The organism is Streptomyces sp. GDS52 (assembly GCF_052246875.1).
In the GTDB taxonomy this organism is placed as follows: domain Bacteria; phylum Actinomycetota; class Actinomycetes; order Streptomycetales; family Streptomycetaceae; genus Streptomyces; species Streptomyces cathayae.
The window spans coordinates 1683349-1707363 of sequence record NZ_CM125966.1; the positions used below are offsets into that span (position 1 = coordinate 1683349).

The 24015-nt window shown below is 71.3% G+C and carries 27 protein-coding genes; 10 read left to right on the forward strand and 17 right to left on the reverse strand.

Annotated features, from left to right (window positions below; genetic code table 11):
- Positions 1 to 5 precede the first annotated feature (5 nt).
- From ACTWJ9_RS07595 to ACTWJ9_RS07605, 3 genes are read right to left on the reverse strand one after another with little or no spacing between them, the layout of a single operon-like run.
- A complete protein-coding gene (locus ACTWJ9_RS07595; protein WP_279333375.1) occupies positions 6 to 767 on the reverse strand; it encodes a DUF3710 domain-containing protein in 762 nt (253 codons plus the stop codon).
- 1 nt (position 768) lies between these two features.
- A complete protein-coding gene (gene dut / locus ACTWJ9_RS07600) occupies positions 769 to 1329 on the reverse strand; it encodes a dUTP diphosphatase (protein WP_384209462.1) in 561 nt (186 codons plus the stop codon).
- The gene (locus ACTWJ9_RS07605; RefSeq protein ID WP_279333377.1) at positions 1326 to 1910 is read right to left on the reverse strand and encodes a PaaI family thioesterase; all 585 of its coding nucleotides are present in this window, start codon (positions 1908 to 1910) and stop codon (positions 1326 to 1328) included. The genes dut and ACTWJ9_RS07605 overlap by 4 nt, the downstream gene beginning before the upstream one ends.
- A gap of 56 nt (positions 1911 to 1966) precedes the next feature.
- Between ACTWJ9_RS07605 and ACTWJ9_RS07610 the strand changes: the two genes are divergently transcribed.
- On the forward strand, positions 1967 to 2428 hold the full coding sequence (locus ACTWJ9_RS07610) for a DUF3093 domain-containing protein (protein ID WP_279333378.1): 462 nt from the start codon (positions 1967 to 1969) through the stop codon (positions 2426 to 2428).
- Between the two features lie 68 nt (positions 2429 to 2496).
- Here ACTWJ9_RS07610 and ACTWJ9_RS07615 read toward each other — a convergent pair whose 3' ends face one another.
- The 4 genes from ACTWJ9_RS07615 to ACTWJ9_RS07630 all read right to left on the reverse strand — a co-directional run bounded on the left by ACTWJ9_RS07615 (position 2497) and on the right by ACTWJ9_RS07630 (position 6036).
- Positions 2497 to 3429 (reverse strand): hypothetical protein, encoded by a 933-nt coding sequence (locus ACTWJ9_RS07615; protein ID WP_387042177.1) that lies wholly within the window; start codon positions 3427 to 3429, stop codon positions 2497 to 2499.
- A gap of 13 nt (positions 3430 to 3442) precedes the next feature.
- The gene (locus ACTWJ9_RS07620; protein WP_003993510.1) at positions 3443 to 3739 is read right to left on the reverse strand and encodes a DUF4193 domain-containing protein; all 297 of its coding nucleotides are present in this window, start codon (positions 3737 to 3739) and stop codon (positions 3443 to 3445) included.
- 391 nt (positions 3740 to 4130) lie between these two features.
- Positions 4131 to 5378 carry a sensor histidine kinase gene (locus ACTWJ9_RS07625; RefSeq protein ID WP_384209452.1) on the reverse strand — a complete coding sequence of 416 codons (1248 nt, stop codon included), beginning with the start codon at positions 5376 to 5378 and terminating at the stop codon, positions 4131 to 4133.
- Between the two features lie 4 nt (positions 5379 to 5382).
- A complete protein-coding gene (locus ACTWJ9_RS07630) occupies positions 5383 to 6036 on the reverse strand; it encodes a response regulator transcription factor (RefSeq protein WP_109380166.1) in 654 nt (217 codons plus the stop codon).
- A gap of 445 nt (positions 6037 to 6481) precedes the next feature.
- Between ACTWJ9_RS07630 and ACTWJ9_RS07635 the strand changes: the two genes are divergently transcribed.
- Positions 6482 to 6655 (forward strand): hypothetical protein, encoded by a 174-nt coding sequence (locus tag ACTWJ9_RS07635; RefSeq protein WP_279333381.1) that lies wholly within the window; start codon positions 6482 to 6484, stop codon positions 6653 to 6655.
- 127 nt (positions 6656 to 6782) lie between these two features.
- Here ACTWJ9_RS07635 and ACTWJ9_RS07640 read toward each other — a convergent pair whose 3' ends face one another.
- Positions 6783 to 7598 (reverse strand): inositol monophosphatase family protein, encoded by an 816-nt coding sequence (locus tag ACTWJ9_RS07640; protein ID WP_279333382.1) that lies wholly within the window; start codon positions 7596 to 7598, stop codon positions 6783 to 6785.
- A gap of 8 nt (positions 7599 to 7606) precedes the next feature.
- Positions 7607 to 8737, reverse strand: coding sequence for a ferrochelatase (locus ACTWJ9_RS07645; RefSeq protein ID WP_279333383.1), 1131 nt, complete (start codon positions 8735 to 8737; stop codon positions 7607 to 7609).
- Between the two features lie 188 nt (positions 8738 to 8925).
- Between ACTWJ9_RS07645 and ACTWJ9_RS07650 the strand changes: the two genes are divergently transcribed.
- Both ACTWJ9_RS07650 and ACTWJ9_RS07655 read left to right on the forward strand, forming a co-directional pair.
- Positions 8926 to 10185, forward strand: a complete 1260-nt coding sequence (locus tag ACTWJ9_RS07650; protein WP_279333384.1) for an MFS transporter — start codon at positions 8926 to 8928, stop codon at positions 10183 to 10185.
- Positions 10145 to 11464: a D-arabinono-1,4-lactone oxidase gene (locus ACTWJ9_RS07655; RefSeq protein ID WP_279333385.1), complete on the forward strand. Its 1320-nt coding sequence runs from the start codon at positions 10145 to 10147 to the stop codon at positions 11462 to 11464. Before ACTWJ9_RS07650 ends, ACTWJ9_RS07655 begins: the two co-directional genes overlap by 41 nt.
- On the opposite strand, the gene ACTWJ9_RS07660 is transcribed toward ACTWJ9_RS07655, so the two are convergent.
- The gene (locus tag ACTWJ9_RS07660) at positions 11388 to 12290 is read right to left on the reverse strand and encodes a hypothetical protein (RefSeq protein ID WP_443295480.1); all 903 of its coding nucleotides are present in this window, start codon (positions 12288 to 12290) and stop codon (positions 11388 to 11390) included. The two genes, ACTWJ9_RS07655 and ACTWJ9_RS07660, sit on opposite strands and share 77 nt — an antisense overlap.
- A gap of 498 nt (positions 12291 to 12788) precedes the next feature.
- Here ACTWJ9_RS07660 and sepH point away from each other — a divergent pair, with 498 nt between their 5' ends.
- Positions 12789 to 13811, forward strand: coding sequence for a septation protein SepH (gene sepH / locus ACTWJ9_RS07665; protein ID WP_279333387.1), 1023 nt, complete (start codon positions 12789 to 12791; stop codon positions 13809 to 13811).
- A 93-nt stretch (positions 13812 to 13904) separates the two neighbouring features.
- On the opposite strand, the gene ACTWJ9_RS07670 is transcribed toward sepH, so the two are convergent.
- Positions 13905 to 14756 (reverse strand): sulfurtransferase, encoded by an 852-nt coding sequence (locus ACTWJ9_RS07670; RefSeq protein ID WP_443295868.1) that lies wholly within the window; start codon positions 14754 to 14756, stop codon positions 13905 to 13907.
- Between the two features lie 348 nt (positions 14757 to 15104).
- Positions 15105 to 16316: an RNA-guided endonuclease InsQ/TnpB family protein gene (locus tag ACTWJ9_RS07675; RefSeq protein WP_443295481.1), complete on the reverse strand. Its 1212-nt coding sequence runs from the start codon at positions 16314 to 16316 to the stop codon at positions 15105 to 15107.
- Between the two features lie 153 nt (positions 16317 to 16469).
- On the opposite strand from ACTWJ9_RS07675, the gene ACTWJ9_RS07680 reads away from it, so the two are divergent.
- Positions 16470 to 17273 carry a VOC family protein gene (locus ACTWJ9_RS07680; RefSeq protein WP_443295482.1) on the forward strand — a complete coding sequence of 268 codons (804 nt, stop codon included), beginning with the start codon at positions 16470 to 16472 and terminating at the stop codon, positions 17271 to 17273.
- 191 nt (positions 17274 to 17464) lie between these two features.
- Here ACTWJ9_RS07680 and ACTWJ9_RS07685 read toward each other — a convergent pair whose 3' ends face one another.
- Entirely contained in the window at positions 17465 to 18286 is an 822-nt protein-coding gene (locus ACTWJ9_RS07685) for a hypothetical protein (protein ID WP_443295483.1), read from the reverse strand.
- A 141-nt stretch (positions 18287 to 18427) separates the two neighbouring features.
- On the opposite strand from ACTWJ9_RS07685, the gene ACTWJ9_RS07690 reads away from it, so the two are divergent.
- On the forward strand, positions 18428 to 18712 hold the full coding sequence (locus ACTWJ9_RS07690) for a hypothetical protein (protein ID WP_443295484.1): 285 nt from the start codon (positions 18428 to 18430) through the stop codon (positions 18710 to 18712).
- A 383-nt stretch (positions 18713 to 19095) separates the two neighbouring features.
- Complete coding sequence (locus ACTWJ9_RS07695) at positions 19096 to 19830, forward strand: ricin-type beta-trefoil lectin domain protein (RefSeq protein ID WP_443295485.1); 735 nt, start codon at positions 19096 to 19098, stop codon at positions 19828 to 19830.
- Positions 19831 to 19956: 126 nt separating this feature from the next.
- On the opposite strand, the gene ACTWJ9_RS07700 is transcribed toward ACTWJ9_RS07695, so the two are convergent.
- From ACTWJ9_RS07700 to ACTWJ9_RS07710, 3 genes are read right to left on the reverse strand one after another with little or no spacing between them, the layout of a single operon-like run.
- Positions 19957 to 20964, reverse strand: a complete 1008-nt coding sequence (locus tag ACTWJ9_RS07700; protein WP_443295486.1) for an NAD(P)-dependent alcohol dehydrogenase — start codon at positions 20962 to 20964, stop codon at positions 19957 to 19959.
- The gene (locus ACTWJ9_RS07705) at positions 20961 to 21203 is read right to left on the reverse strand and encodes a helix-turn-helix transcriptional regulator (RefSeq protein ID WP_443295487.1); all 243 of its coding nucleotides are present in this window, start codon (positions 21201 to 21203) and stop codon (positions 20961 to 20963) included. The genes ACTWJ9_RS07700 and ACTWJ9_RS07705 overlap by 4 nt, the downstream gene beginning before the upstream one ends.
- On the reverse strand, positions 21197 to 21628 hold the full coding sequence (locus ACTWJ9_RS07710; RefSeq protein ID WP_279333395.1) for a hypothetical protein: 432 nt from the start codon (positions 21626 to 21628) through the stop codon (positions 21197 to 21199). Before ACTWJ9_RS07710 ends, ACTWJ9_RS07705 begins: the two co-directional genes overlap by 7 nt.
- Before the next feature lie 430 nt (positions 21629 to 22058).
- Here ACTWJ9_RS07710 and ACTWJ9_RS07715 point away from each other — a divergent pair, with 430 nt between their 5' ends.
- The gene (locus tag ACTWJ9_RS07715; RefSeq protein ID WP_443295489.1) at positions 22059 to 22946 is read left to right on the forward strand and encodes a helix-turn-helix domain-containing protein; all 888 of its coding nucleotides are present in this window, start codon (positions 22059 to 22061) and stop codon (positions 22944 to 22946) included.
- On the forward strand, positions 22943 to 23143 hold the full coding sequence (locus ACTWJ9_RS07720; RefSeq protein ID WP_443295490.1) for a DUF397 domain-containing protein: 201 nt from the start codon (positions 22943 to 22945) through the stop codon (positions 23141 to 23143). The genes ACTWJ9_RS07715 and ACTWJ9_RS07720 overlap by 4 nt, the downstream gene beginning before the upstream one ends.
- 181 nt (positions 23144 to 23324) lie before the next feature.
- On the opposite strand, the gene ACTWJ9_RS07725 is transcribed toward ACTWJ9_RS07720, so the two are convergent.
- On the reverse strand, positions 23325 to 23969 hold the full coding sequence (locus ACTWJ9_RS07725) for a thymidine kinase (RefSeq protein WP_279333398.1): 645 nt from the start codon (positions 23967 to 23969) through the stop codon (positions 23325 to 23327).
- Between the last annotated feature and the right edge of the window lie 46 nt (positions 23970 to 24015).

Sequence of the window (24015 nt, forward strand, 5' to 3'; positions counted from 1 at the left end):
CGGGCTCAGCGGACCTCGGTGATCTCCGGGCCGCGCGCCAGCTGCCCCATGCCGCCCGCGAAGCGGGAGCCCTCGGAGCCCTCGTCCTGCTGCACGCCCTCGGGGACCATCTGGGCGTCGTCCGGCAGCTTCAGGACGATCGGGTCGCGCGGCGCCATCGGGCCGTCCCCGCGCACCACGACCGTGTCCCGGAAGATCTGCTCCAGCAGCCCGGCGGCCTGCGGCTGCACCGCGCCCTGACCCGAGATCACCCCGCGCAGGAACCAGCGCGGGCCGTCCACGCCGACGAACCGTACGACCTGGAAACCGCCCGTGCCGTCGGGCAGTTGCACCGGTACCTGGGCACGCAGCTCCCAGCCCAGCGGGCCCTCGACCTCGTCGATGATGCCGCCCTGCTGGGTGATGCCGGACGCGATCTCCTCGCGGACCTCGCTCCAGATGCCCTCGCGCTTGGGGGCCGCGAAGCCCTGCAGCTGGATGGCGCTGTCGTGCACCACGACGGTGGCCGCGACGATCGCGTCGCCCGCGACCTCGACCCGCAGCTCCATGCCGTCCACGCCGGGCACGAACAGACCGCCCAGATCGACCCGGCCCTCGCCGGGCGCGCTCACCTCGGAACTGTCCCAGGGCCCGTCGGGCCGCGGTGCGGGCTCGAGCCTCAGCCGCTCGCGCTCGCCTCCGGCCTCCGTGTCGACACCGTCGACGACCTGCTCGGCCTCGCCGGCCGCGCCCTCGGCGGCATCCCTCTTCTTGCGACGTCCGAACACGTCACTGTCCTTCCCGGTCGGATACGACCGAAGCGTATCGATTCCCACCCGCTGTACCGCCTTCGGCGGCCTGAACGCTTGTGCCGCTCTTACCTTCCACCGCGGCATGGCCGCCGGTGGACCCGAAGCCCCCCTCGGCCCGTACCGAGCGGGGCAGCTCCGCGACCGGCACGAAACGGACCCGCTCGACCTGCTGGACGACCAGTTGGGCAATCCGGTCGAAGCGCTCGAACCGCACGGCCTCGCGCGGGTCGAGATTCACCACGATCACCTTGATCTCCCCACGGTACCCGGCATCAACCGTCCCCGGGGCATTCACCAGGGCGACGCCGCAGCGCGCGGCCAGACCGGATCGCGGGTGCACGAAGGCCGCGTACCCCTCGGGCAGCGCCACAGACACCCCGGTGGGCAGAACGGCCCGCTCCCCGGGCGCCAGTTCGCACGCCTCGGTGGTGCGCAGATCGGCTCCCGCGTCACCGGGGTGCTCGTACGCCGGAAGCGGTACGTCCGGGTCGACGCGCCGGAGCAGGACCCGGAGTGCGCCGCGGCGGGGCTCGCTCACGGGTTCACCTCGAAGGCACGGGCGCGGCGGACCTGGTCCGGGTCCTCCATGGCGGCCCGGATCTCCTCGGGGCGGCCGTGGTCGATGAAGTGGTCGACCTTGACCTCGATGAAGAGCGCGTCGGCGCGGACGGCGACCGGGCCGTCGGGGCCGCCGATGCGTCCGGTGGCGGTGGAGTAGATCTTCCGGCCCGCCACCGCGGTGACCTCCGCCTCCAGATGGAGCGTGGTGTCGACCGGCACCGGCCGGACGAAGTCGGTCTCGAGCCTGCCGGTCACGGCGATCGTCCGCAGCAGCCAGTTCAGCGAGCCGAGCGTCTCGTCCAGGGCGCTGGTGAGCACCCCGCCGTGCGCCAGGCCGGGGGCTCCCTGGTGGGCGGGCCGCACGGTGAACGCGGCGGTGACCGACACCCCTTCGCCGGCCCGCGCCTCGAGGTGCAGTCCGTGGGGCTGTTCGCCGCCACAGCCGAAGCACTGGCCGTAGTGCGCGCCCAGGAGCTCACCGGGCGCGGGCGCGTCCGGGTGGCGCACCGGTTCCACGGCATCGGCGGGGGGCTGGAGAACTGAGGAAGTACCACTCACAGGCGCAGACCTTACCCGCGCGTCCGCCGTCCCCCGACACCTGCCAAGCTGGATCCATGCAGCTCTCCGCCGCCCCGTACGAAGAACGCCTGACCGCGCCCCGCTCCTGGTGGCTGATCTCCCTGCTCGCGGGTGTCTCGCTGGCCCTGATCGTGCTGCCGCTCGGCACCCTGCCGATGCTCGGCGGCCTGGCCGTCGGCAGCGCCGCGGCGGCGGTCGTGGTCAGCGCGTACGGCTCGGCGCGCATCCGGGTCGTGGGCGGCCTGCTGATCGCCGGTGAGGCGAGGATCCCGGTGACGGCACTGGGCGAGGTGGAGGTCCTGGACGCCGAGGAGGCCCGTGCCTGGCGCACCCACCGGGCGGACCCGCGCTGCTTCATGCTGCTGCGGGCCTACGTCCCGGGGGCGGTGCGGGTGGAGATCACCGACCCGGAGGACCCGACGCCGTACGCCTTCCTGTCGACGCGTGAGCCGGAGCGGCTGGCGGAGGCACTGCGGGCGGCGAAGACCGCCGCCTAGCACGCGCCGGGCGGGGCCCGGCGGGCCCTGCGACCGGGCAGAACGGCGGCACGGGGACGGAGCCGGGTTCAGGGGGCTCCGTGTCCGCCCTCCTCACCGATGAACGGGCCCAGGTCCAGGGCGTCGGCCGGGGTCTCGAGGGCCGGGAGCGCGGGCAGGGCGTCCCAGGGGACCTGGGTCCTGCGCAGGTCGGCCTGGATGCGGGCGGCGAGCTTTCTGGTGTCCCTGCGGTTCATGACCGCGCCGACGGCGGCTCCCACCAGGAACGGCATGAGGTTCGGCAGGTTGCGCACGGTGCGCTTCGTGATCCGCTGGCGCAGTTCGCGCTTCATCCGGCTGTTCATCGCCGCGTTCACGGTGGAGGGCTTGGTCGCCTCGATCCCGCGCTCCTGCGACCAGGCGTTCAGGTACGCGGTGCTGCGCTGGGCGAGGCTGCCCGCGGGCCGTACGCCGTAGACCTCGTGGAGTTCGGCGATCAGTTTCAGTTCGATCGCGGCGACGCCGGTGATCTCGGCGGCCAGCTCCGTGGGCATCGCGGGCGGCACGGGCATCATCGCCGCCGCGCCGACTCCGGCCCCGACCGTCGCCGTGGCCCTCGCCGCGCCCGCCACGAGCTTGTCCGCGAGCTCCTCGGGACCGAGCCCGGGGAACTGCCCCCGCAGCGTCTGCTGGTCCCTCACGGGCACCCGCGGGGCCATGTCGATGATCCGGTCCGTGAGGTACGCCAGGCCGGCCCGCGCGCGGGCACCGCCCTTGCGGGCGCCTTCCCTGGCCTTGTCCCGGAACTCCGCGGCCCGCCGGCGAGCCACCGGTGCGGTGGTGGTGACCTCCGCGGATACCGGGAGGTCACCCCGGTCGACCGCGAGTTCGAGCGAGGCCGCCCCGGTGTCGGTTGAGCCTCGCTCGTGGTCACGCGTGTCGCGCTGAGGGCCGTCCTGCGGCCCCGAGTCCGCTCCCCTCGCGGGGAAACGGCGCTTCCGAGGAGGGGTCGAGCCAGTCACGGCCGACCCGCCCTCAGTCGCAGTCGCGGCAGATCGGCTGACCGTTCTTCTCCCGGGCCAGCTGGCTGCGGTGGTGCACGAGGAAACAGCTCATGCACGTGAACTCGTCCTGCTGCTTGGGCAGGACCCGGACGGCCAACTCCTCGTTCGAGAGGTCCGCCCCGGGCAGTTCGAGGCCTTCGGCCGCCTCGAACTCGTCGACATCCACGGCCGAGGCCGACTTGTCGTTACGGCGGGCCTTCAGCTCTTCAAGACTGTCCGAGTCGACGTCGTCGTCGGTCTTACGTGGAGTGTCGTAATCGGTTGCCATGGTCGCTCTCCCCCTCTGGGTGTATGCGGTGTCTCCAGCGCACTAACGCGTGAGAGGCCGGACTTGTGCCCGACCTGAGGCGGAGATTTTGCCTCACATCAAGGTCTGTTACTCAATCGACACCCAACCGAACTCCTCACGAGTGATCGGCGTGGATGCGATGGGGACCGTACACGGTCCGAACGCGGCACTTCAAAGCCGCCTCACCGTGTACTTCCCGTGACCAGGGCTCCCGAAAACCAGGACCTTCCCGGCCTTTCGGCGAGTTCATGATCACGGAGCGTGGAGAAAGCGGGAAACGCTCCTGTGAGCGATCCCACACGGGGGCGGCGGGGGCACTCTTCGAAAATTCTGCCGAAAGCGAACGCCCTCGTGTGTCGGCGACATGATGTCAGATCGGCAGGGTGACCCGCATCACGAGCCCACCCCCCTCGCGCGGCTGGGCGTAGATGTGCCCACCGTGCGCCCGCGCCACCGACCGGACGATGGAAAGCCCCAGCCCGACCCCCTTGTCGCTGCCCGTCCGCTCGGTGCGCAACCTCCGGAACGGCTCGAACAGATTGTCGACCTCGTACGCCGGGACCACCGGACCGGTGTTGGTCACCACCAGGACCGCCTGCCCGTGCTGGACCTGGGTGGTGACCTCCACCCATCCCCGCTCGGCCACGTTGTAGCGCACGGCGTTCTGCACCAGGTTCAGCGCGATCCGCTCCAGCAGTACGCCGTTGCCCTGGACGACCGCGGGCTTGTGGTCGCCGCGGATCTCCACGCCCTTGGCCTGCGCCTCGGCGTGCACCTGGTCGATGGCCTGGGAAGCCACCTCGGCGAGATCCACCGGCTTGCGCTCGACGATCTGGTTGTCGCTGCGGGCGAGCAGCAGCAGACCCTCGACGAGCTGTTCGCTGCGCTCGTTGGTGGCCAGCAGCGTCTTGCCGAGCTGCTGGAGCTCCACCGGCGCGTCCGGGTCGGAGAGGTGCACCTCGAGGAGTGTGCGATTGATCGCCAACGGGGTGCGCAGTTCGTGCGAGGCGTTGCCGACGAAGCGCTGCTGGGCGGTGAAGGCCCGCTGCAGCCGCTCCAGCATGTCGTCGAAGGTGTCGGCCAGCTCCTTGAGCTCGTCGTCCGGGCCGTCCAGCTCGATCCGGCGGGACAGGTCGGAGCCCGCCACCGCGCGTGCGGTGCGGGTGATCCGGCCCAGCGGCGACAGCACGCGGCCGGCCATCGCGTACCCGAAGGCGAAGGCGATGACCGCGAGGCCGAGCAGGGCGAGGAGGGAGCGGCTGAGCAGGTTGTCCAGGGCGTGCTGGCGCTGCTCGTTGACGCACTCGTTCAGCGCCCTGTTCAGCTCGTCCGCGGGCAGCTGCGCGCTGCGCAGCTGGCAGGTGTCGCTGGACACCTGTCCGGAGAGGATCCGGAAGGGCAGGTCACTGCCCACCTTGAGCGCGTTCGCGGCGAACAGGTAGATGATCGACAGCAGCAGGATGCCCGCGATCAGGAACATGCCGCCGTAGAGCAGGGTGAGCCGTATCCGGATGGTGGGGCGCAGCCAGGGGAAGGGCGGCACCGGCCTGCGGGGGTCCCAGGTGGGCTTCGGAGGTGTCTGCGGGGACCCCGGAGCGGGTGCGGGGGTGGTGGCCACGGGATCAGATCCGGTAGCCCGAGCCGGGCACGGTCACGATGACCGGCGGCTCGCCCAGCTTGCGGCGCAGGGTCATGACGGTCACCCGCACCACGTTGGTGAACGGGTCGGTGTTCTCGTCCCAGGCCTTCTCCAGCAGTTGCTCCGCGGAGACGACGGCGCCCTCGCTGCGCATGAGCACCTCGAGGACGGCGAACTCCTTGGGCGCGAGCTGGACCTCCTGGCCCTCGCGGAACACCTCGCGGCGGTTGGGGTCGAGCTTGATCCCGGCGCGCTCCAGGACCGGCGGGAGCGGCACGCTGGTGCGCCGCCCCAGGGCGCGCACGCGCGCGATGAGCTCGCTGAACGCGAAGGGCTTGGGCAGGTAGTCGTCGGCGCCGATCTCCAGGCCCTCGACCCGGTCGCTGACGTCACCGGAGGCCGTGAGCATCAGCACGCGCGTGGGCATCCCGAGTTCGACGATCCTGCGGCACACGTCGTCGCCGTGCACCAGGGGGAGGTCGCGGTCGAGGACGACCACGTCGTAGTCGTTGACGCCGATGCGCTCCAGGGCTGCCGCACCGTCGTACACGACGTCGACGGCCATGGCCTCCCGGCGCAGTCCGGTGGCCACCGCATCGGCGAGCAGTTGCTCGTCCTCGACGACGAGTACGCGCACGTCGCTGGTCCTTCCTCAAGTCCCGCCGGGCAGCGCTCCGGAGCGCACGCGGGCAGGGTACGGGTGGGTGTGTTGCCTCCATCCTGCCCTTTTCGGCCATAAGTCGGCTGTAAGGCGGGGGCGCGACCGGGAACGGACGGTGGCGCGGGGGCACAGGACGGGGGAACGTCCGGACGAACAGCATGGAAATACGAGATTTTCTCGTGCGGCGAGGTTTCCCCGGAAGGGAGCCTGGGGAGGACGGGTGTACATCCCGCGATCACGCTCTGCTTGCACCGTGCCACACCGTGGTGCGCATCAGTCCGTTTCCCGCAGGGCGGACCGGGTGTCCGACGCCGCAGCCCCAGGCCGAGCGGCGCCGGTCATCCACCGCAGACGTGATCGTCCCTTTCGAACGGCACGCCGCCGTGCCGTCGACCCACGACCCAGGACGAGGGGGCGCAGCATGGACGCTTTCACCGCAGGACTTCTGCAGCGCATAAGGACGACCGAGTCCGATCTGTCCCGGGCCCGCGACGAGGGTGACGACTTCCTCGTCGAGGTGGAGCAGGGCGAGCTCGACGACCTGCGCCGGCTCGCCGCCGAGCACGGTGTGCAGGTCGGCGCGTCCTGCGCCTGATCAGCCCGATCGCGTCGGTAGCGGCGCGTCGGTACCTGCGCATGAGTGCGTTCGAAGCGGGCCCCGGCGAATCCAGCGCCGGGGCCCGCTTCGTCGTCTTCGGCGGGTCTCCCCGGCCGTCCGTCCGTCAGTCGTGCCAGGCGCCGAAGTCCTCCAGCAGCCGCTGGAGGGGCTCGAAGACGCCCGGGGTGGCCGCGACCGCGAGATCCCACGAGGGGCGCTCACCGGGCCGTCCACCGGTCAGCGCGCCCGCCTCCCGGGCGATCAGGTCGCCCGCCGCCAGGTCCCAGGGGTGCAGTCCGCGCTCGTAGTAGCCGTCGAGGCGGCCGCAGGCGAGGTCGCAGAGGTCGACCGCGGCCGAGCCGCCCCGCCGGATGTCCCGCAGGAGCGGGATCAGCCGCTGCGCGACACCGGCCTGCCGGGTGCGGACCTCGGTGACGTAGTTGAAGCCGGTCGAGACCAGGGCCTGGTCGAGGGGCGGCGCGGGGCGGCAGGTCAGCGTGCGCTCGCCCTCCCAGGCACCGGTGGCACGGGCGCCGCCGCCGCGGACGGCGTGGTACGTCTCCCCGCGCATCGGGGCCTCGACCACCCCGACCACGGTCTCGCCGTCCTGCTCGGCGGCGATGGAGACGGCCCAGGTGGGCAGCCCGTACAGGTAGTTGACCGTCCCGTCGAGCGGGTCGATCACCCAGCGGACGCCACTGGTGCCTTCGGTCGTGCCGCCCTCCTCGCCGAGGACGCCGTCGTCCGGCCGGTGCTCGGCGATCAGCCCGGTGATCAGCTTCTCGGCCGCGATGTCCATCTCGGTGACGACGTCGATCGGGCTGGACTTGGTCGCGGCGACCTCCAGGTCGGCCGGCCGGCCGTCCCGCAGCAGCTCGCCCGCGCGCCGCGCCGCCTCGCGGGCCAGCTCCAGCAGTTCCGCGTGCAGGGGGTCGGTCACGGGGCTCCTCACGCGTAGGGGCTGTCGGCGCCCGCGGCGGCGGGGCGCGCGGCGCGGGCCGGGCAGCAGCCCACCGGGCAGAGGTTGTGGCTCGGGCCCAGGGCGCCCAGGGCGCAGGGGGTCACGTCCTCCTGGCCGCGCTCGGTGGCCGCGCGCTCCACGATCAGGTCGCGGATCGCGGCGGCGAACCGCGGGTCGGCGCCCACGGTCGCCGAGCGGCGCACCGGCAGTCCCAGCTCCCCCGCCTTGGCCGCGGCCTCGGTGTCGAGGTCGTAGATGACCTCCATGTGGTCGGAGACGAAGCCGATGGGGGCCATGACCACCGCCGGGGCCCCGGCCGCGTGCCGCTCCTCGAGGTGGTCGCAGATGTCGGGCTCCAGCCAGGGGATGTGCGGGGCGCCGGAGCGGGACTGGTAGACGAGCTGCCAGGGGTGGTCCACACCGGTGCGCTCCCGTACGGCGTCGGCGATCAGCCGGGCCACGTCCAGGTGCTGCCGTACGTACGCGCCGCCGTCGCCGTGCTCCTCGACGGGGCCGGAGGTGTCGGCGGAGGCGGTGGGGATCGAGTGGGTGCAGAAGGCGATGTGCGCGCCGTCACGCACCTCCTCGGGCAGCTCGGCGAGCGAGCGGACGACCCCGTCGATCATGGGGTCCAGGAAGCCGGGGTGGTTGAAGTAGTGCCGCAGCTTGTCGACCTCGGGCAGCTCCAGGCCCTCGGCCGCCAGCGTCTCCAGGGCCTCGGCGAGGTTCTCGCGGTACTGGCGGCAGCCGGAGTAGGAGGCGTAGGCGCTGGTCGCCAGGACGACGATGCGGCGGCGGCCGTCGCGGATCATCTCGCGCAGGGTGTCGGTGAGATACGGCGCCCAGTTGCGGTTGCCCCAGTAGACCGGCAGGTTCAGTCCGTGGTCGGCGAAGTCCTTGCGCAGCGCGTCCAGCAGGGCGCGGTTCTGTTCGTTGATGGGGCTGACCCCGCCGAACAGGAAGTAGTGCTCCCCGACTTCCTTCAGGCGTTCCTTGGGGATGCCGCGCCCGCGTGTCACGTTCTCCAGGAACGGGACCACGTCGTCCGGGCCTTCGGGGCCTCCGAAGGAGAGCAGCAGCAGGGCGTCGTAGGGGGTGGCATCGAGCTCGTCAGGCATGCCTTGATCCTGCCATCAGACACCGACAGCCGGACAACGGCGGGGGCCGACCGGACCACGGGCGGCGCAGGGGATACATTAGGGTCACCTAACCAGTAAGCTGTATCCACTGCGGTCGCACCTTACTGGGAGTCCGGTCTCCCGCGGTTCTCTCGCGGTCGTCCCTTGCTGAGACTTTCGGAGACCCCGTGCCCCGTCCCTACATCGCCCTGTTCGCGGCTCCCGGCAGCAAGAGCTTCTCGGCCGCGGGGTTCCTCGGCCGGATGCCGCTGTCCATGATGGGCATCGGCGTGGTCACGATGATCTCCCAGCTGACCGGGCGGTACGGCCTGGCCGGCGCCCTGGCGGCCACCATCGCCATGGCCGCCGCGGTGGCCGGCCCCCAGGTCTCCCGTCTGGTGGACCAGTACGGGCAGCGGCGGATCCTGCGCCCGGCGACGCTGGTCTCCCTCGCCGCGGCGGCGCTGCTGTTGTTCGCCGCGCACTACGGCTGGCCGGACTGGGTGCTCTTCGTCGCCTGCGTCGGCATCGGCTGCGTGCCGAGCCTCGGCGCGATGGTCCGGGCCCGCTGGGCCGAGCTGTACCGGGGCACCCCGCAGCTGCACACCGCGTACTCCTTCGAGTCCGTGGTGGACGAGCTCTGCTTCATCTTCGGGCCGATCGTCTCCATCGGGCTCTCCACCGCCTGGTTCCCGGAGGCCGGTCCGCTGCTCGCGGCCTGCTTCCTGGCGGTCGGCGTCTTCTGGCTGACGGCACAGCGGGCCACCGAGCCCGCCCCGCACCCGCGCGAACGCAAGGGCGCCGGCCGCGGGTCGGCGTCCGGCGGCACGGCGCTGCGCTCCGCGGGGCTGCGGGTCCTGGTGGCCACGTTCGCGGCGACCGGGGCGATCTTCGGTGGCGTGGACGTGGTCACCGTGGCCTTCGCGGAGGAGCGCGGGCACAAGGCCGCCGCCAGTGTGGTGCTCGCCGTGTACGCGCTGGGCTCCTGCACGGCGGCGGTCGTGTTCGGGCTGATGCGCTTCGCCGGAGCGCCCGAGCGCCGCTGGCTGCTGGGCGTGTGCGCCATGGCCGTGAGTATGATCCCCCTCCTACTGGTCGGGAACCTGCCGTTTCTGACCGTGGCGCTGTTCGTTGCGGGTCTGTCCATCGCTCCCACGATGATCACGACGATGTCCCTCATCGAAGAGCACGTACCACGCGCACAGCTCACCGAGGGCATGACCTGGGTGAGCACCGGGCTCGCGGTCGGGGTCGCGCTCGGCTCCGCCGCGTCCGGCTGGGTGATCGACGCGGCCGGGGCGCGTGCCGGGTACGGGGTTCCGGCGGTGGCCGGAGCCGTCGCGGTCGTGGTCGGTTTCCTCGGGTACCGCCGGCTCGAGCGGCCGGCTCCGGGTCGGGGAGGCTCCGTTGGGCAGCACGGCGAGCACGAGGAACGGAACATGGCGTAACTGGGGAGGCACCGTCCTCGCCCGCCCCGCGCGGGAGGTCGCGCCGGCCTCCGTCGAGGAACTGGCGTCGGCCGTACGCCGTGCCGCCGAGGACGGCCTCCCGGTGAAGGCGGTCGGCACCGGGCACTCCTTCACCTCCATAGCCGCCACCGACGGCGTGCAGATCCGCCCCCACCTGCTGACGGGGATACGCGACGTCGACCGGGCGGCGGGCACCGTCACGGTGGAGGCCGGCACCCCGCTCGAGCGGCTCAACACCGCTCTCGCGCGGGAGGGGCTGTCACTCACCAACATGGGCGACATCATGGAGCAGACCGTCGCCGGGGCCACCAGCACCGGCACCCACGGCACCGGCCGTGACTCGGCCTCCGTCGCCGCGCAGATCCGGGGCCTGGAACTGGTCACCGCCGACGGCTCGGTGCTGACCTGCTCCGAGAAGGAGAATCCCGAGGTCTTCGCGGCCGCCCGGATCGGTCTCGGCGCCCTCGGCATCGTCTCCGCGATCACCTTCGCCGTCGAACCGGTCTTCCTGCTGACGGCCCGCGAGGAACCGATGCCCCTCGACCGCGTCCTCGCCGAGTTCGACGCGCTGCACGCCGAGAACGAGCACTTCGAGTTCTACTGGTTCCCCCACACCGGCAACACCAACACCAAGCGGAACAACCGCAGCGCGGGCCCGGAACGGCCGGTGCACCCCGTCAGGGGCTGGTTCGAGGACGAGTTCCTCTCCAACGGCGTCTTCCAGGCGGCCAACTGGGTCGGCCGCGCGGCACCCGCGACCGTCCCCGCCCTCGCGCGGGTCTCCAGCAGGGCCCTGTCCGCGCGGACCTACACCGACATCCCGTACAAGGTGTTCACCTCGCCGCGCCGGGTGCGCTTCGTGGAAATGGAGTACGCGGTGCCGCGCGAGGCCCTGGTGGACACGCTGCGCGAGCTGAAGGCCATGGTCGACCGTTCACCCCTCCGGGTCAGTTTCCCCGTCGAGGTGCGTACGGCCCCGGCCGACGACATCACCCTGTCCACGGCCTCCGGCCGCGACACCGCGTACATCGCGGTCCACATGTTCCGGGGCACCCCCTATCAGGGGTACTTCACGGCGGCGGAACGCATCTTCACCGCCCACGAGGGGCGGCCCCACTGGGGGAAGATCAACACGCGGGACGCCGATTACCTCTCCCGGGTGTATCCGCGTTTCGCCGAGTTCACGGCGCTGCGGGACCGCCTTGATCCTGAACGCCGCTTCCGGAACGACTATCTGCGGAGGGTCCTGGGGTCGTAGCGGACACCTCCGGTTCCGGGCTCACGGGGGCGCCGGTGTCCTGGTTCCCGGTGCCGTCCGGGGTGCCCGCCGACGCGTCGTCGCCGTCCGGTGTGCCGCTGCCGGAGCCGGTGGCGGCGCCTCCGTCCTGAGGCGTCGCGGAGGGCGCGGGCGCCGGCCCGTCCCCTCCGGATTCCTCAAAACCGTCCGAGGTGCCGGGGTCGTTCGAGGTCCCGGAGTCGTCGGGGTCACCGGAGTACGGGTCGTCCGAACCCCCGGAGTCCCCGGAATCCCCGGAATCCCCGGAATCTCCGGAGTCGGACGCGTGCTGCCCGGTGACGGCGTTGCCGATGGTGGTGCTGGGCGTACCGCTGAGGCTCTGGCCCGAAAGGAGTTCGTAGGTGGTGATTCCGGCCATCGTGATCCCGAACACCAGCGCGGCCGCGCCCAGCATCCGCTTCCCGTTCCACCGCACTCCCCTGGCCCGGCCCCGGTACACGGTGCCCTCGGTGAACTCGCCGGGCGCGGGTACGGTCCGCCGCCCGGCCGCTGCGGCGACCGGGCGGCCGGTCCCCACGGCGGCCCCGCGGAACTGCTCGCCGGTGCGCTTGAAGAAGTGCTGGAAGAACGTTCCGCCGCAGGTGGCGACGATGCTCATGACTCCGGCGCCGATGATCGTCCCGTAGACGCCGAAGGAGGAGGCGAGTTGGGCGCCCAGCACCGCGGCCACCGCGCTGCCCGCGACCTGCGGCACGCTCAGGTCGCTCCGGGGGCTCTTCGCCTCCCCCGCGGCACCGACCTCCCCGGTGACACCCGGCTCACTCGCGACCTCCGGCCTTTCACGCATCCTCGGACCTTGTCCGCCTTCCCGCACGTTCCCTCACATCAGCGATCAACTGCATGACAATGCACACCAAGTCGACGCCCGAACGAAACCATTAGTTCCGTTTCTGGCGATTCCGTGAAGTACGCCACGCCGGGACCGGGGAAGCCCGGCCGCCATGGCGCGATGACGGCCGAGCAGCACCCCTTGCCAGAAGTCGGGCGGCGCGCCGATCCACGCACTTGGCCCGAATGGAGTACTGTGGCGAACCCTGGGTCCGGACGCCCATCAGGGTGCTCCGGCCCTTGAGGACCGCCGGGAGGGGGCTGGTTGCACAGGGTGACGCGCCCAGTCACTCAGCGTTGCGAAAAGGTAACCGTGCCATAACGGCGATCCAGGGCCCGTGCCCGACACGCCGGGCAACTCGGCAAGGTTGTGGCAGGCTGCACCCGGGCAGGCCACACTCGACTAGCGGAAGCAGCGACGCACGTGACGTCGGCAGGCACCACCCGGGAGGTCCCCATGCCCGAACTGCGTGTCGTGGCCGTCTCGAATGACGGCACACGGCTGGTGCTGAAGGCTGCGGACAGCACGGAGTACACGCTTCCGATCGACGAACGACTCCGCGCCGCCGTACGGGGCGACCGTCCACGCCTCGGCCAGATCGAGATCGAGGTGGAGAGCCATCTCCGCCCCCGCGACATCCAGGCGCGTATACGCGCCGGCGCGACCGCGGAAGAGGTCGCGCAGATGGCCGGCATTCCCGTGGACCGCGTCCGGCGCTTCGAGGGCCCCGTGCTCGCCGAGCGCGCCTTCATGGCGGAGCGCGCCCGCAAGACCCCCGTCCGCCGGCCCGGCGAGAACTCCGGCCCGCCGCTGGGCGAGGCCGTGCAGGAGCGGCTGCTGCTGCGCGGCGCGGAGAAGGACACCGTGCAGTGGGACTCCTGGCGCCGCGACGACGGCACCTGGGAGGTACTGCTGGTCTACCGGGTCGCGGGCGAACCGCACTCGGCGAGCTGGACGTACGACCCGCCCCGGCGGCTCGTCCAGGCCGTCGACGACGAGGCGCGTTCACTGATCGGCGAGTCCGACGACCTCGCCGCGGCGCCCGAGCCGAGCTTCCCGTTCGTGCCGCGCATCGCCCGGCTGCCGCGCGAGCGGCAGGGCCTGCCGCCCGGTCACGGGCCCGAGTCCGACGAGGAGCCGGCGGTCGCGGCGGGCGGTGAGCGGGACTCGCTCACCAGCCTGCTGGAGGCGGTGCCGAGCTTCCGGGGCGATCTGGTGGTTCCCGAGCGGGCCCCCGAGCCCGAACCCGAGGAGCCCGACTCCGGACCCGAGGCGGAGGAGCCTCCGGCCCCGGCGGCCTCGGCGGGTTCCGCCTACGCGGACGTCTTGATGCCCCGGGCCGTCAGCAGTCACCGGGACCGTCTCGTCGGCTCCACCGACCGTCAGGCGGAGGCGGACGGCGTCCGTCCGGGCCGCCGCGCCGCGGTGCCGAGCTGGGACGAGATCGTGTTCGGAACGCGGCGCAAGAAGCAGGACTGACCGGGATCCGGCACTGAGGTGATCCGATGCCGGTCAGTGCGGAAGGGGGGTGCTCGCCCCGGCGAGCACCCCTCTTCCGCTTCCGTCACGCGCTTACTGCGGATCCGGTCCCACCGCGACCGGCCGCTCCGGGTCCGACGACCACTCCGACCAGGATCCGACGTACAGCGCCGCCGGGACGCCCGCCACCGCCAGCGCCAGTACCTCGTGCGCCGCCGAGACGCCGGAACCGCAGTACACACCGACCGGCGTGTCCGCGGACGCGCCCAACGCCCGGAACCGCGCGCCCAGTTCACCGGCGGGCAGGAGTCGGCCGTCCGGGCCGACGTTCTCGGTGGTGGGTGCCGAGACCGCGCCCGGGATGTGCCCGCCGACCCGGTCGATCGGCTCCACCTCGCCCCGGTAACGCTCCCCCGCCCGCGCGTCCAGCAGCAGCCCGGACCGGGCCAGCGCCGCCGCGCCGTCGGCGTCGAGCAGCCCGGCCGCCGCCGGCACCGGCGTGAAGTCGCCCTCGTCCGGCTGCGGCACCGAGGTCTCGAGCGGGCCGTCCCAGGACGACAACCCGCCGTCGAGGACCCGCACGTCCGGGTGACCCGTCCAGCGCAGCAGCCACCACGCGCGGGCGGCCCCCCAGCCCAGTCCGCCGTCGTACACGACCACCGGCCGGCCCGCCGACACGCCCGCGCGGCGCATCGCGGCGCCGAACTCCTCCGGATCGGGCAGCGGATGACGTCCCCGCCCGGCCGACGGGGCGGCCAACTCCCGGTCCAGGTCGACGAAAACGGCACCGGGAAGGTGCCCGGACAGGTAGGCGGCCCGGCCGTCGAACGGCGGCCGGCCGGTCGCCGCGGGCGTGCTGAGCTGCCAGCGGACGTCGAGCAGCACCGGCGGGTCACCGCCCGCGAGCTCACCGGCGAGTTCGGATGCGGAGATGATGACGTTCATGGTCACCATCTTGGCGCACGGGGTGGCCGAGCCGTCCATGTCCGGCTACTCTGCTCGGCCGGGCAGACCCGATCACGAGGCGTATGGGAGCGGATACATGCTGTACTACCGCTCGGCGTCATCCGGCAGGCTCCCGGAAAAGGAGGGAGGCCCGCACATCAAGCATCCTCCAAAGACGGGAACCACCGTACGGGGCGGGCCCCGAGCGCGCGGCACCGTGGCTGATGCCCCTGGCTGCACGGCGACGGTCCACGGAGCGGACGCGATACGACCCTCGCCCGGGTCGAGATGAGCACGGCCACTGCAAGTGGTGGCCGAGAAGAGAGTGACGTTGACTTCCTCCCCCGTCTAAGGGCGGGGGAGTCCAGCGGTCGCCCGCTGGGGTTCCTGCTTCGCCGACGACTGCCCGCTCGGAGTTCTCCGTTGAGGTCTTACACCGTCTCCACAGGCCGATGCCGTCAGCCCGACGGCCAGAAGGTTCTTCGCCGCGTTCACGTCCCGGTCGTGGGTCGCGCCGCAGTCGCATGTCCAGGTGCGGACGTGCAGTGGCATCTTCTCCTGGAGGGTGCCGCAAACGGAGCACAGTCTCGAGGAGGGGAACCACCGGTCGACCGCGATCACTTGCCGCCCGTACCAGGCTGCCTTGTACTCCAGCATGCTCCGAAACTGCGACCACGCGGCATCACTGATGGCGCGGGCGAGCTTCCGGTTCTTGACCATGTTGCGCACGGTCAAATCCTCGATCACGATCGTTTGGTTTTCACGAACGAGTCGGGTGGTCAGCTTGTGCAGGTGGTCACGGCGGCGGTCGGTGATCCGGGCATGGATCTTGGCGACCTTGCGGCGGGCCTTGGCCCGGTTGGCTCCATCCCCCTTGGCCCTTTTCGCGAGGTTTCGCTGGGCCCTGGCCAGCCGGGCACGGTCCTTGCGTTCGTGCCGGGGGTTGGCGACCTTCTCCCCGGTGGAGAGGGTGAGCAGGTGGTTCAGGCCGACATCCACTCCGACCGCGCTGTCGGTGGCCGGGAGCGGCTTGACGCCCGGGTCCTCGCACAGCAGGGAGACGAACCACCGTCCCGCCGCGTCCTGGGACACGGTCACGGTGGACGGCTTCGCCCCCTCGGGAAGCGGACGCGACCACACGATCTCCAGCGGCTCGGGCATCTTCGCCAGCGTCAGCCTGCCGTCACAGAAGCGGAAACCGCTGGTGGTGCACTCGGCGGACTTCCTCGACTTCTTTCGCGACTTGAAGCGCGGGTACTTGGCCCGCTTGGCGAAGAAGTGGGTGAACGCCGTCTGGAGATGCCGCAAACACTGCTGCAGCGGCACCGAGGAAACCTCATTGAGGTAGGCGAGTTCCTCGGTCTTCTTCCAGGCCGTCAGCAGCGCCGACGTCTGGTTGTAATTGACCCGTTCCTGCCGTGCCCAAGCCTGCGTACGGGCCGCGAGCGCCATGTTGTAGACCTTCCGCACACACCCGAACGTGCGCGACAGCTCCGCTGCCTGCGCGTCGGTCGGACAGAAGCGGTACTTGAAGGCCCGCTTCACGCACGTCGTAGCCACTCTCACAAGCTAGTGCAACTGTTTGTGAGAAACAAACCTGCTGGTCAGGGCAGCATGATCCGCCCTGACAGCGGGTCGCAGCTCCTTGCCCTGCTCCGCAGGGGGTTCGTTTCCTCCCCGGTCGAAGCCGGGAGTAGCCCCGAAAGGAAATTGATGACCGACACACGGGGATCCGCCCGCCGAGACGGTGAAGCGCCCGTCCGGCACGCGCCCGGCGCGCCCTGCTGGGTGAGTCTCATGGTGCACGGACCCGAGGCGGCCCGGAGGTTCTACGAAGCGCTGTTCGGCTGGGAGTTCCGGTCCGGCCCGCAGCAACTCGGCCCGTACGCACGCGCGCTGCTCGACGGCTGCGAGGTGGCCGGCATCGGTCTGCTGCCGCCGGACCGCCATCTGCCCATCGCCTGGACGCCCTACTTCGCCTCCGCGGACGTGGACCGCACCGCCGAGGCCGTGCGGTCCTGCGGCGGCACGGTCGGAGTCGGCCCGCTGGACGCCTCCGACGCCGGGCGGCTGGCGATCTGCTCCGACCCCTCGGGGGCCGTTTTCGGCATCTGGCAGGCGGCCGCGCACCTCGGCACGGCCGTCACCGGGGTGCCCGGCGCGCCCGCTTGGAACGAGTTGACGACCTACGAGGCGGAACGGGCGGCCAAGTTCTACGTGTCGGTGTTCGGCCACACCGTGGAACCGGAGATCTCCACCGACGTCGACCGCGTGACCCTGAGCCTGGAGGGCCGCCCCGTGGCCGCCGTCCACGGCGTGGGCAACGGCCTCCTCCGGGACCGGGGACCGCACTGGACGACGTACTTCACCGTGGCCGACCTCGACGACGCAGTGGACCACGTCCCGCGCCTGGGCGGCCAGATCCTCGGACAGTCCCACACCGGCCCCCACGGCCGCACCGTCACGGTGACGGACCCGGAGGGCGCCCGCTTCACGCTCCTGCAGAGCCCTCGCTGACAGGCGGGTTCCGTGGTCGGCGTCGACCGCGGACGCAGGACCTCCTCCGGCAGGAAGCGGACGCGGCGTCGGTCCGGTGGTCCGGTCCGGTCGCAGCCGGTTCCGGCGCTGTGCGCGCCCCTCGTGGACGTCGGCCCGGCGCGTTACCGCCGGCCTGCACGTCCACCCGGCGCGGGCCGGGTGCTGCGGGGCTACTCCACGGCCCGGCCCGCGGTGTGCATCAGTTCGCGGATGGTGTACCCGTAGGTCTCGGCGAGGTCCTCGCCCGCGTGGCACAGCACCTCGTCGCCGTCGTGGCCGCCTTCACAGGCGTCCAGGCCGTCAAGTACGCCGAGGGCCACGGCCTCGGCCGCGTCGGGCATGCCCCACTCCAGACGGCGACGGACATCGGCCTCGTACCGCTCGACGACCGGTTCGATCAGGCGGCTCGCGGCCTCGTGGACGTCGGTGTACCCGAGACCCGGGCGATGGCCGGTGCTCAACTGGCCCGCGTCCAGAGTGCGCAGGGCGTTTTCGACCTCGACCGCGATCCTTTCCTGAAGGACCGTCAGTTCAGCGCGTGTCCGCGGGTCCAGCACGCGTAGGGCCAACCGGTCGGCTTCCGCGTGCAGTTCGGGTCGGGTGTCCAGCAACCGGTCCAGCACCGCGGCCTTCTCCACGGCGGTGAGTGCGCCCAGGGCCTCACCCGGGGCACGGCGAGCGTCATCGGCAGGCGTGGCGTGCCAGGGCAGGCGCCGCTCGACGGCGTGCAGGGCGAGTGCGACGGCATGCCGGCACAGGCGTCCTGGCGTCGGGGCGCACGCGCCACCGCATTCCGCCGTCAGTTCCCGCCCCACGACCTGCACCCGGACCCCGCGGGCGGTGCCCGAGCCGTCCCGCACCAGACCGCCGATGCCTCGGGACTCGCTCCCCGCCTCGATCACCGCACCGCCGTCGAGCAGGATCCGCCCCTCGATGGCCTCGGTGCCGTCGGCGAACGCGCACACCGTTTCCTCGTCCATTGCCACAGCCATTCGATCATTCAAGCGCACGGCTGAGGAGCTCCGCGAGCGGACGGCCGAAGCCACTACGTGGGCGCGGATACGGCAGCATCGCCGTGGTCATGAGGTACGACAGTTGGGCAGACGCAACCAGGAACACGGATCGCCGAGCGGTTGACCCGGGCGACCGACGGGACCACCGAGACGGCCCGTGAGGACCACGGGCCCGGACTGCTGCCGGTGCCGGCCTCCCGGGCCCGGGCGGTGGACGGCCAGGTGGACGAATGGTTCGCGGGCCTGTCCCACCACCTCGGCGCGACGCACGTTCGGGACCAGGAGGGCCGGGCGCACGGCACGACCGCCGCGAACCGCGCACAACTACGCGGCCAGGGCGCCCCGCTGAGCTGGGTGCCCAGGTTCCTTCCCGCCGGTTGGAGCCGACGGCCGACGCTGCGGTGACGCAGGTGGCGGACGGTGCCCCACCGGGCGGTGCGGGGCATCTTCACGGTCCGGCGCTGCGGGGCCGGAGAGGGGTGCCCTGCGGAAAACCGTGAGCAGTCGGCAGGCATGTGTCACACAAGCGCTCAAACGAGCGAGATCAGGGCAATGGCGGCCAAAGTGCTCACGCATTCGGGAGGGGGTGTCCTCCCCCGGACGTAGCCGCACCTGTCCGTAGGTCCAACTCGATGTCCGGCGCGGCCTGCTCGCTCACGCCAGGGATTCCGGGGTGAGGCTCCTGTGAGACCTCATGCGGCGAACCCGTCGGTAGCGTCCTGTTCGTCCCCGGACACGAACTCCCTTTCGTCCGCGCACGGTACGGACACCGACCGAGAGGAACGAACGTGGGATCAGCTCGATGGCTGGCCACGGCGGCGGCCCTGACCACTGCCGCGATGTTCACCGGCACGGCGACGGCGGCCCCGGCCGGGGGCGGTGCCGCGTCTGCCGCCCAGACGGCGGCCGTTGCTCCCACCGAACCGAAGTACTTCCTCGGCGCGGGCTACGGTCCCTGGAACATCACGGTGGAAAGCGCCTGGGGCACCGCGTACTCGGTGGCCGCGAACAAGGGCTATCCGGAAGCACGTTGCAAGAAGTCCGCAGGTCCTGCGGGTCAGGAGCTCGGCCCGGGCTACTACCAGGTGCTGGTGGAGATCTACTGCGTACCGCCGCCGTCCCCGGGTTCGGGTCAGATCGTGGGCGTGCACTCCGGCCAGTGCGTGGACGTGAAGGGCGCGGGCACCAAGGACGACACCCCGATCCAGCTCTACCACTGCAACGGCGGCGTGGCCCAGGCGTGGAAGCTGCACTCGGACGGCACTCTGCGCGCGATGGGCAAGTGCATGGACGTCCAGTACGCCAGGACGGAGAACGGACCGCTGCTCGGTCTCAACACCTGCCACAGCGGGCTCAACCAGAAGTGGGAGAAGCCCCCCGGCGGTCTGCCGCGCAGCGTCCACTCGGGCCGCTGTCTGGACGCACTGGACTGGGGCACCGGTAACGGCACGCGCCTGGGCATCTGGGACTGCACCCCGCACCACACCGACCAGCAGGGGCAGGGACCGGGTCTGAGCACCTGATCCGTCCGGCCTCCCTGCAGCGAACGAGCCGGTGCTCCGCCCCGCCCGGGGGCGGAGCACCGGTCGACCCGCGTTGCGTGTCGGTCCCGCGCCTCCCGCTGCCTCCCACATCCGGCTGCGCCACCGTCAGGACTCGCCGCGGGGTGGTGTCCCCGGCGCCCCGGGGCCACCGGGATCACCGGGATCAACCGTGATGACGAGCTTTCCCGGTGCGTTGCCCGCCGCCAGGTCGGCCACCGCGGTCGGGGCCTCCGCCAAGGAGTACGTGCGCCCGACGGCCGGTCGCACGGCCCCGGCCTCGATGAGGTCGCGCAGCGCGTCCAGGTCGGCGGTGCGGGTCAGCGCGAGCAGCGCGTCCAGGCGGTGGCGCGTGAGCGGGTTGACCAGCCGGGCGGCCAGCAGCCGGCCGAGCCCGCCGAACCACCGGCCACCGCCCTCACCACCGACGAGGACGAGCCGGCCGCGCTCGGTGAGCAGCCCGCGCAGCAGGGCCGGCGGCCGAAGGCCCGCGATGTCGATGATCAGGTCGTACGTCCCGGTGAGCGGTTCGCGCGTGTAGTCGATGACGGCCCGGGCGCCCAGTGACCGGACGAGGTCGGCCTTGGCGGTGCTGCACACGGCGGTGACATGGGCGCCGCCGGCGACCGCGAGCTGCGTCGCGAAGCTGCCCACTCCGCCGCCGGCGCCGATGACCAGCACCTTCTCGCCGGCGGTGACCCGGCCGACGGCCCGCAGCGCGGTCACCCCCGACACGGGGACGGCCGCCGCTTCGGTGAAGCTCAGGTTGGCGGGTTTGCGGGCGAGCTTGCCCGGACGGGCGAGCGCGAACTGCGCGTACGCGCCGGTCGCCTCCCCGTACACCTCGTCGCCGGGGTGGAACGCGGTCACCTGGGCGCCGACGGACTCCACGGCGCCGGCCACGTCCATGCCCGGCACGCGGTTGCGGGGCCGTCGCAGGCCGAAGCCGAGGCGGGCGACGAGCGGCAGCCCGGTCATCAGGTGCCACACACCGTAGTCGACGCCGGCCGCGTGCACCCGGATCAGCACCTGGTCGGCACCGGGCGTCGGGAGGGGGACCTCGCCGAGGCTCAGCACGTGCGGCGGGCCGTACTCGTCCTGGACGATCGCCCTCATGAGGAATCTCCTTCGGTGCCTTCGGTGCCGGGGTACTGGAAGACGTCGTCGAGTCCGACCCGGAACACCCGGGCGATGCGGAACGCCATCTCCAGCGAGGGGGAGTAACGGCCCTGTTCGATCGCGATGATGGTCTGGCGGGTGACGCCGACCCGGTCGGCCAGCTCGGCCTGGGTCATCTGGTCGTGTGCGAACCGCAGGGTCCGGATGGTGTTGGTGACCCGCGTCGGCTTCACCACGTCTGGAAGCCGCCCTTGCGGTACGCCATGATCTTGGCGAACGAGCTGAGCACCGCGGAGAGCACGAACGCCAGGTAGACGGCGTTGGCGATCCAGAAGTGGCGCAGCTCGGCGATGGCCATGAGCAGTGCGGCGAGCGCGCCGACGACGACCATCGACTGCCCGATGCGCTCACCGACCTGGTTGATCTCACGGTCGCGCTCGTCGGTGCGGTCGGCGCCGGGGCCGCCCACGACGGCCATCGCGATGTGGATCACGATCGCGGCGACGATGGCGCCACCGATGGTCCACAGCAGGGTTCCCGTGTAGGCGACGTCGGTGAGCGGGCCGTCGCCGGCCCGGCCCAGGACGATCGCCGCGTAGAGCGTGTACGCGGCCAGGGAGACCAGGACCATCACCCAGGCGCGCTTTTCCTCGAAGGCCATGCCGGCTCCTCATGTAAAACAAAGCTGACATCGACCAATGTAAAGCGCACCGGACATCGTGTCAAAGATTATTTACACTCCCTGCCGACGACACCACGACCTCCGCCACGGTGACGGACCCGGAGGGGGCGCGGTTCGCGCTGATCCAAAGGCCGGACTGAGCCCCGTCGCCCGCTCAGGAGTTCAGGCCGATGACGTGTACGGGCTGGCCCCCCTCCACAAGAGGGCTCAGGAGGCGCTGAGTTGAGTGGCGCCAGCAGGGTTGACGGGTTTCGTCGTCACACCTCTCACGATCTCGCCGGTGGCACGACATGACCGGCGGTGGCTCAGGGGCAGGGGACGGCTGTACGCGCGCCGTCCGCAGGAGTACGAGCCACATGCCGTGGCGGCTCCCCTTGCGGGGCGTTGAGCAGAAGAGGCGGTGGTGAACATGGCGGAACGCAAGGGCGCAGGAGCAGTCGTGGGTCTCGGAGACGGCTGGGACAACGACGACGGGGCCGGACGGCGTCCGGAGGACGAGGCGGGGCGAGGGGTCGTCGTCGCGTTCGGGCAGACCATGAAGACACTGCGGGTGCGGGAGCGCCTGGAACGCGAGGAGTTCGGGAGGCGGCTCGGGTATTCGGCGTCCACGATCGCCTCGTTCGAGCAGGGTCGGAGGATTCCGTCCCCCAGGACGATCGAACAGGCCGATGAGGTGTTGGGCGCGGGCGGGTTGCTGCACCTGTGGAAGGAACAGGTGGAGCGGGCTCAGTATCCGGTCCGATTCCAGGGGATGGCGAAGTTGGAGAAGGAGTGCATCGAACTACTCGTGTACGACGCGCTCATCGTCAACGGCCTGCTCCAGACCAAGGAGTACATGCGGGCCCTGCTTGGCATGAGGCGTCCGCCCTTGACTCAAGAAACAATCGACCAGCGGGTGACCGCGCGGCTGGTTCGGCAGGACATCTTCGACCGGCAGCCCGCGCCACTACTGGGGTTCGTCATGTCCGAGGCGGTGTTGCGGCAACGCTACGGCGGCAAGGGCGTACTGAGCGGCCGGCTGGAGCACCTCCTTCTGATCGGACAGAAGCGAAACATCGAGATCCAGGTCATGCCGTTCAACTGCGAGGACAACGCGGGCGTGAACGGGCCGTTCACCGTTGTCACTCGGAAGGACGGCAAAAAGTTCGTCTACTCCGAGGCCCACGCAATCAGCACACTCGAAGCCGACCCCGAACAGACAGCTCTCGCCGCCGCACGCTATGGGATCATCCGATCACAGGCTCTCAGTCCGCGAGAGTCCTCGCAGTTCATCGAGAAGTTGCTGGGAGAGCTATGAACACCGTCGAGTCCGAACTCACCTGGTTCAAGAGCAGCTACAGCGACACCGAGGGCGGCCAGTGCATCGAAGTCGCAGCTGCTTCAACTGCTGTGCACATCCGTGACTCGAAGGCCCCCGCCGGGCCAGTCGTCACGGTCTCGCGTGAGGCGTGGACGGGATTCGTCGAGTTGACCTCGTCGGAGTGGCACGTCTGACGTTCGTACGGTCGTGAGAGCCCTGCCGACCTGAACTTCGGTCGGCAGGGCTCTCACGTTCGGGACTGCACCCCGCACCACACCGACCAGCAGGGACCGGGGCTGGACTCCTGGCCCGTCCGGCCTCCCCGTGGTGAGCCCGTGCGGAAGACCGGCCACGCGGACCGGACCGAGCGGGCGGTCAGGTGACCGGCAGGACGTCCGGTGACAGAGTCGCCGCGCGGGCCGTCGTGGCCGTCATGCGGCGGCGGTGGTGGCGGCGGCACAGGACCTCGTAGCCGACCTCGTCCGTGGAGTCGGTGACGTCGCCGACCACCACCTGGGCGCCCTCCACGACCATGACTCCGCCGACGGTGCGGGCGTTGTGGGTGGCGCGGGCGCCGCACCAGCACAGGGCCTCGACCTGGAGTACCTCGACCCGGTCGGCCAGTTCGACCAGGCGCTGGGAGCCCGGGAACAGTTTGGAGCGGAAGTCGGTCGTGATGCCGAAGGCGTAGACGTCGATCTCCAGGTCGTCCACCACCCGTGCGAGCTGGTCTATCTGCTCCGGGGCCAGGAACTGTGCCTCGTCCGCGATCACGTAGTCCGCGCGCCTGCCCTGTGTGAGGTGGTCGACGAGGTGCGTGTACAGGTCCGCTCGGTCCCCGACCTCCACCGCGTCGGTGACCAGGCCGAGGCGGGAGGACAACTTGCCCTCCCCGGCACGGTCGTTACGGGTGAAGATCATGCCCACCAGGCCGCGCGCCGAGCGGTTGTGCTCGATCTGGAGAGCCAGCGTCGACTTCCCGCAGTCCATCGTTCCGGAGAAGAACACCAGCTCGGGCATGGGAGGTTGGGCACCTTTCGGTGGGGCGGGCCGGGTCGGGGGCAGC

What these genes read in the sequence shown, in the direction of transcription:
- ACTWJ9_RS07610 (WP_279333378.1), top strand. Translation starts at nt 1,967, where the DNA reads ATGCAGCTCTCCGCCGCCCCGTACGAAGAACGCCTGACCGCGCCCCGC.
- ACTWJ9_RS07620 (WP_003993510.1), bottom strand. Translation starts at nt 3,739, where the DNA reads ATGGCAACCGATTACGACACTCCACGTAAGACCGACGACGACGTCGAC.
- ACTWJ9_RS07635 (WP_279333381.1), top strand. Translation starts at nt 6,482, where the DNA reads ATGGACGCTTTCACCGCAGGACTTCTGCAGCGCATAAGGACGACCGAG.
- ACTWJ9_RS07645 (WP_279333383.1), bottom strand. Translation starts at nt 8,737, where the DNA reads ATGCCTGACGAGCTCGATGCCACCCCCTACGACGCCCTGCTGCTGCTC.
- ACTWJ9_RS07660 (WP_443295480.1), bottom strand. Translation starts at nt 12,290, where the DNA reads ATGCGTGAAAGGCCGGAGGTCGCGAGTGAGCCGGGTGTCACCGGGGAG.
- sepH (WP_279333387.1), top strand. Translation starts at nt 12,789, where the DNA reads ATGCCCGAACTGCGTGTCGTGGCCGTCTCGAATGACGGCACACGGCTG.
- ACTWJ9_RS07670 (WP_443295868.1), bottom strand. Translation starts at nt 14,756, where the DNA reads ATGAACGTCATCATCTCCGCATCCGAACTCGCCGGTGAGCTCGCGGGC.
- ACTWJ9_RS07680 (WP_443295482.1), top strand. Translation starts at nt 16,470, where the DNA reads ATGACCGACACACGGGGATCCGCCCGCCGAGACGGTGAAGCGCCCGTC.
- ACTWJ9_RS07685 (WP_443295483.1), bottom strand. Translation starts at nt 18,286, where the DNA reads ATGGCTGTGGCAATGGACGAGGAAACGGTGTGCGCGTTCGCCGACGGC.
- ACTWJ9_RS07700 (WP_443295486.1), bottom strand. Translation starts at nt 20,964, where the DNA reads ATGAGGGCGATCGTCCAGGACGAGTACGGCCCGCCGCACGTGCTGAGC.
- ACTWJ9_RS07710 (WP_279333395.1), bottom strand. Translation starts at nt 21,628, where the DNA reads ATGGCCTTCGAGGAAAAGCGCGCCTGGGTGATGGTCCTGGTCTCCCTG.
- ACTWJ9_RS07715 (WP_443295489.1), top strand. Translation starts at nt 22,059, where the DNA reads ATGGCGGAACGCAAGGGCGCAGGAGCAGTCGTGGGTCTCGGAGACGGC.
- ACTWJ9_RS07720 (WP_443295490.1), top strand. Translation starts at nt 22,943, where the DNA reads ATGAACACCGTCGAGTCCGAACTCACCTGGTTCAAGAGCAGCTACAGC.
- ACTWJ9_RS07725 (WP_279333398.1), bottom strand. Translation starts at nt 23,969, where the DNA reads ATGCCCGAGCTGGTGTTCTTCTCCGGAACGATGGACTGCGGGAAGTCG.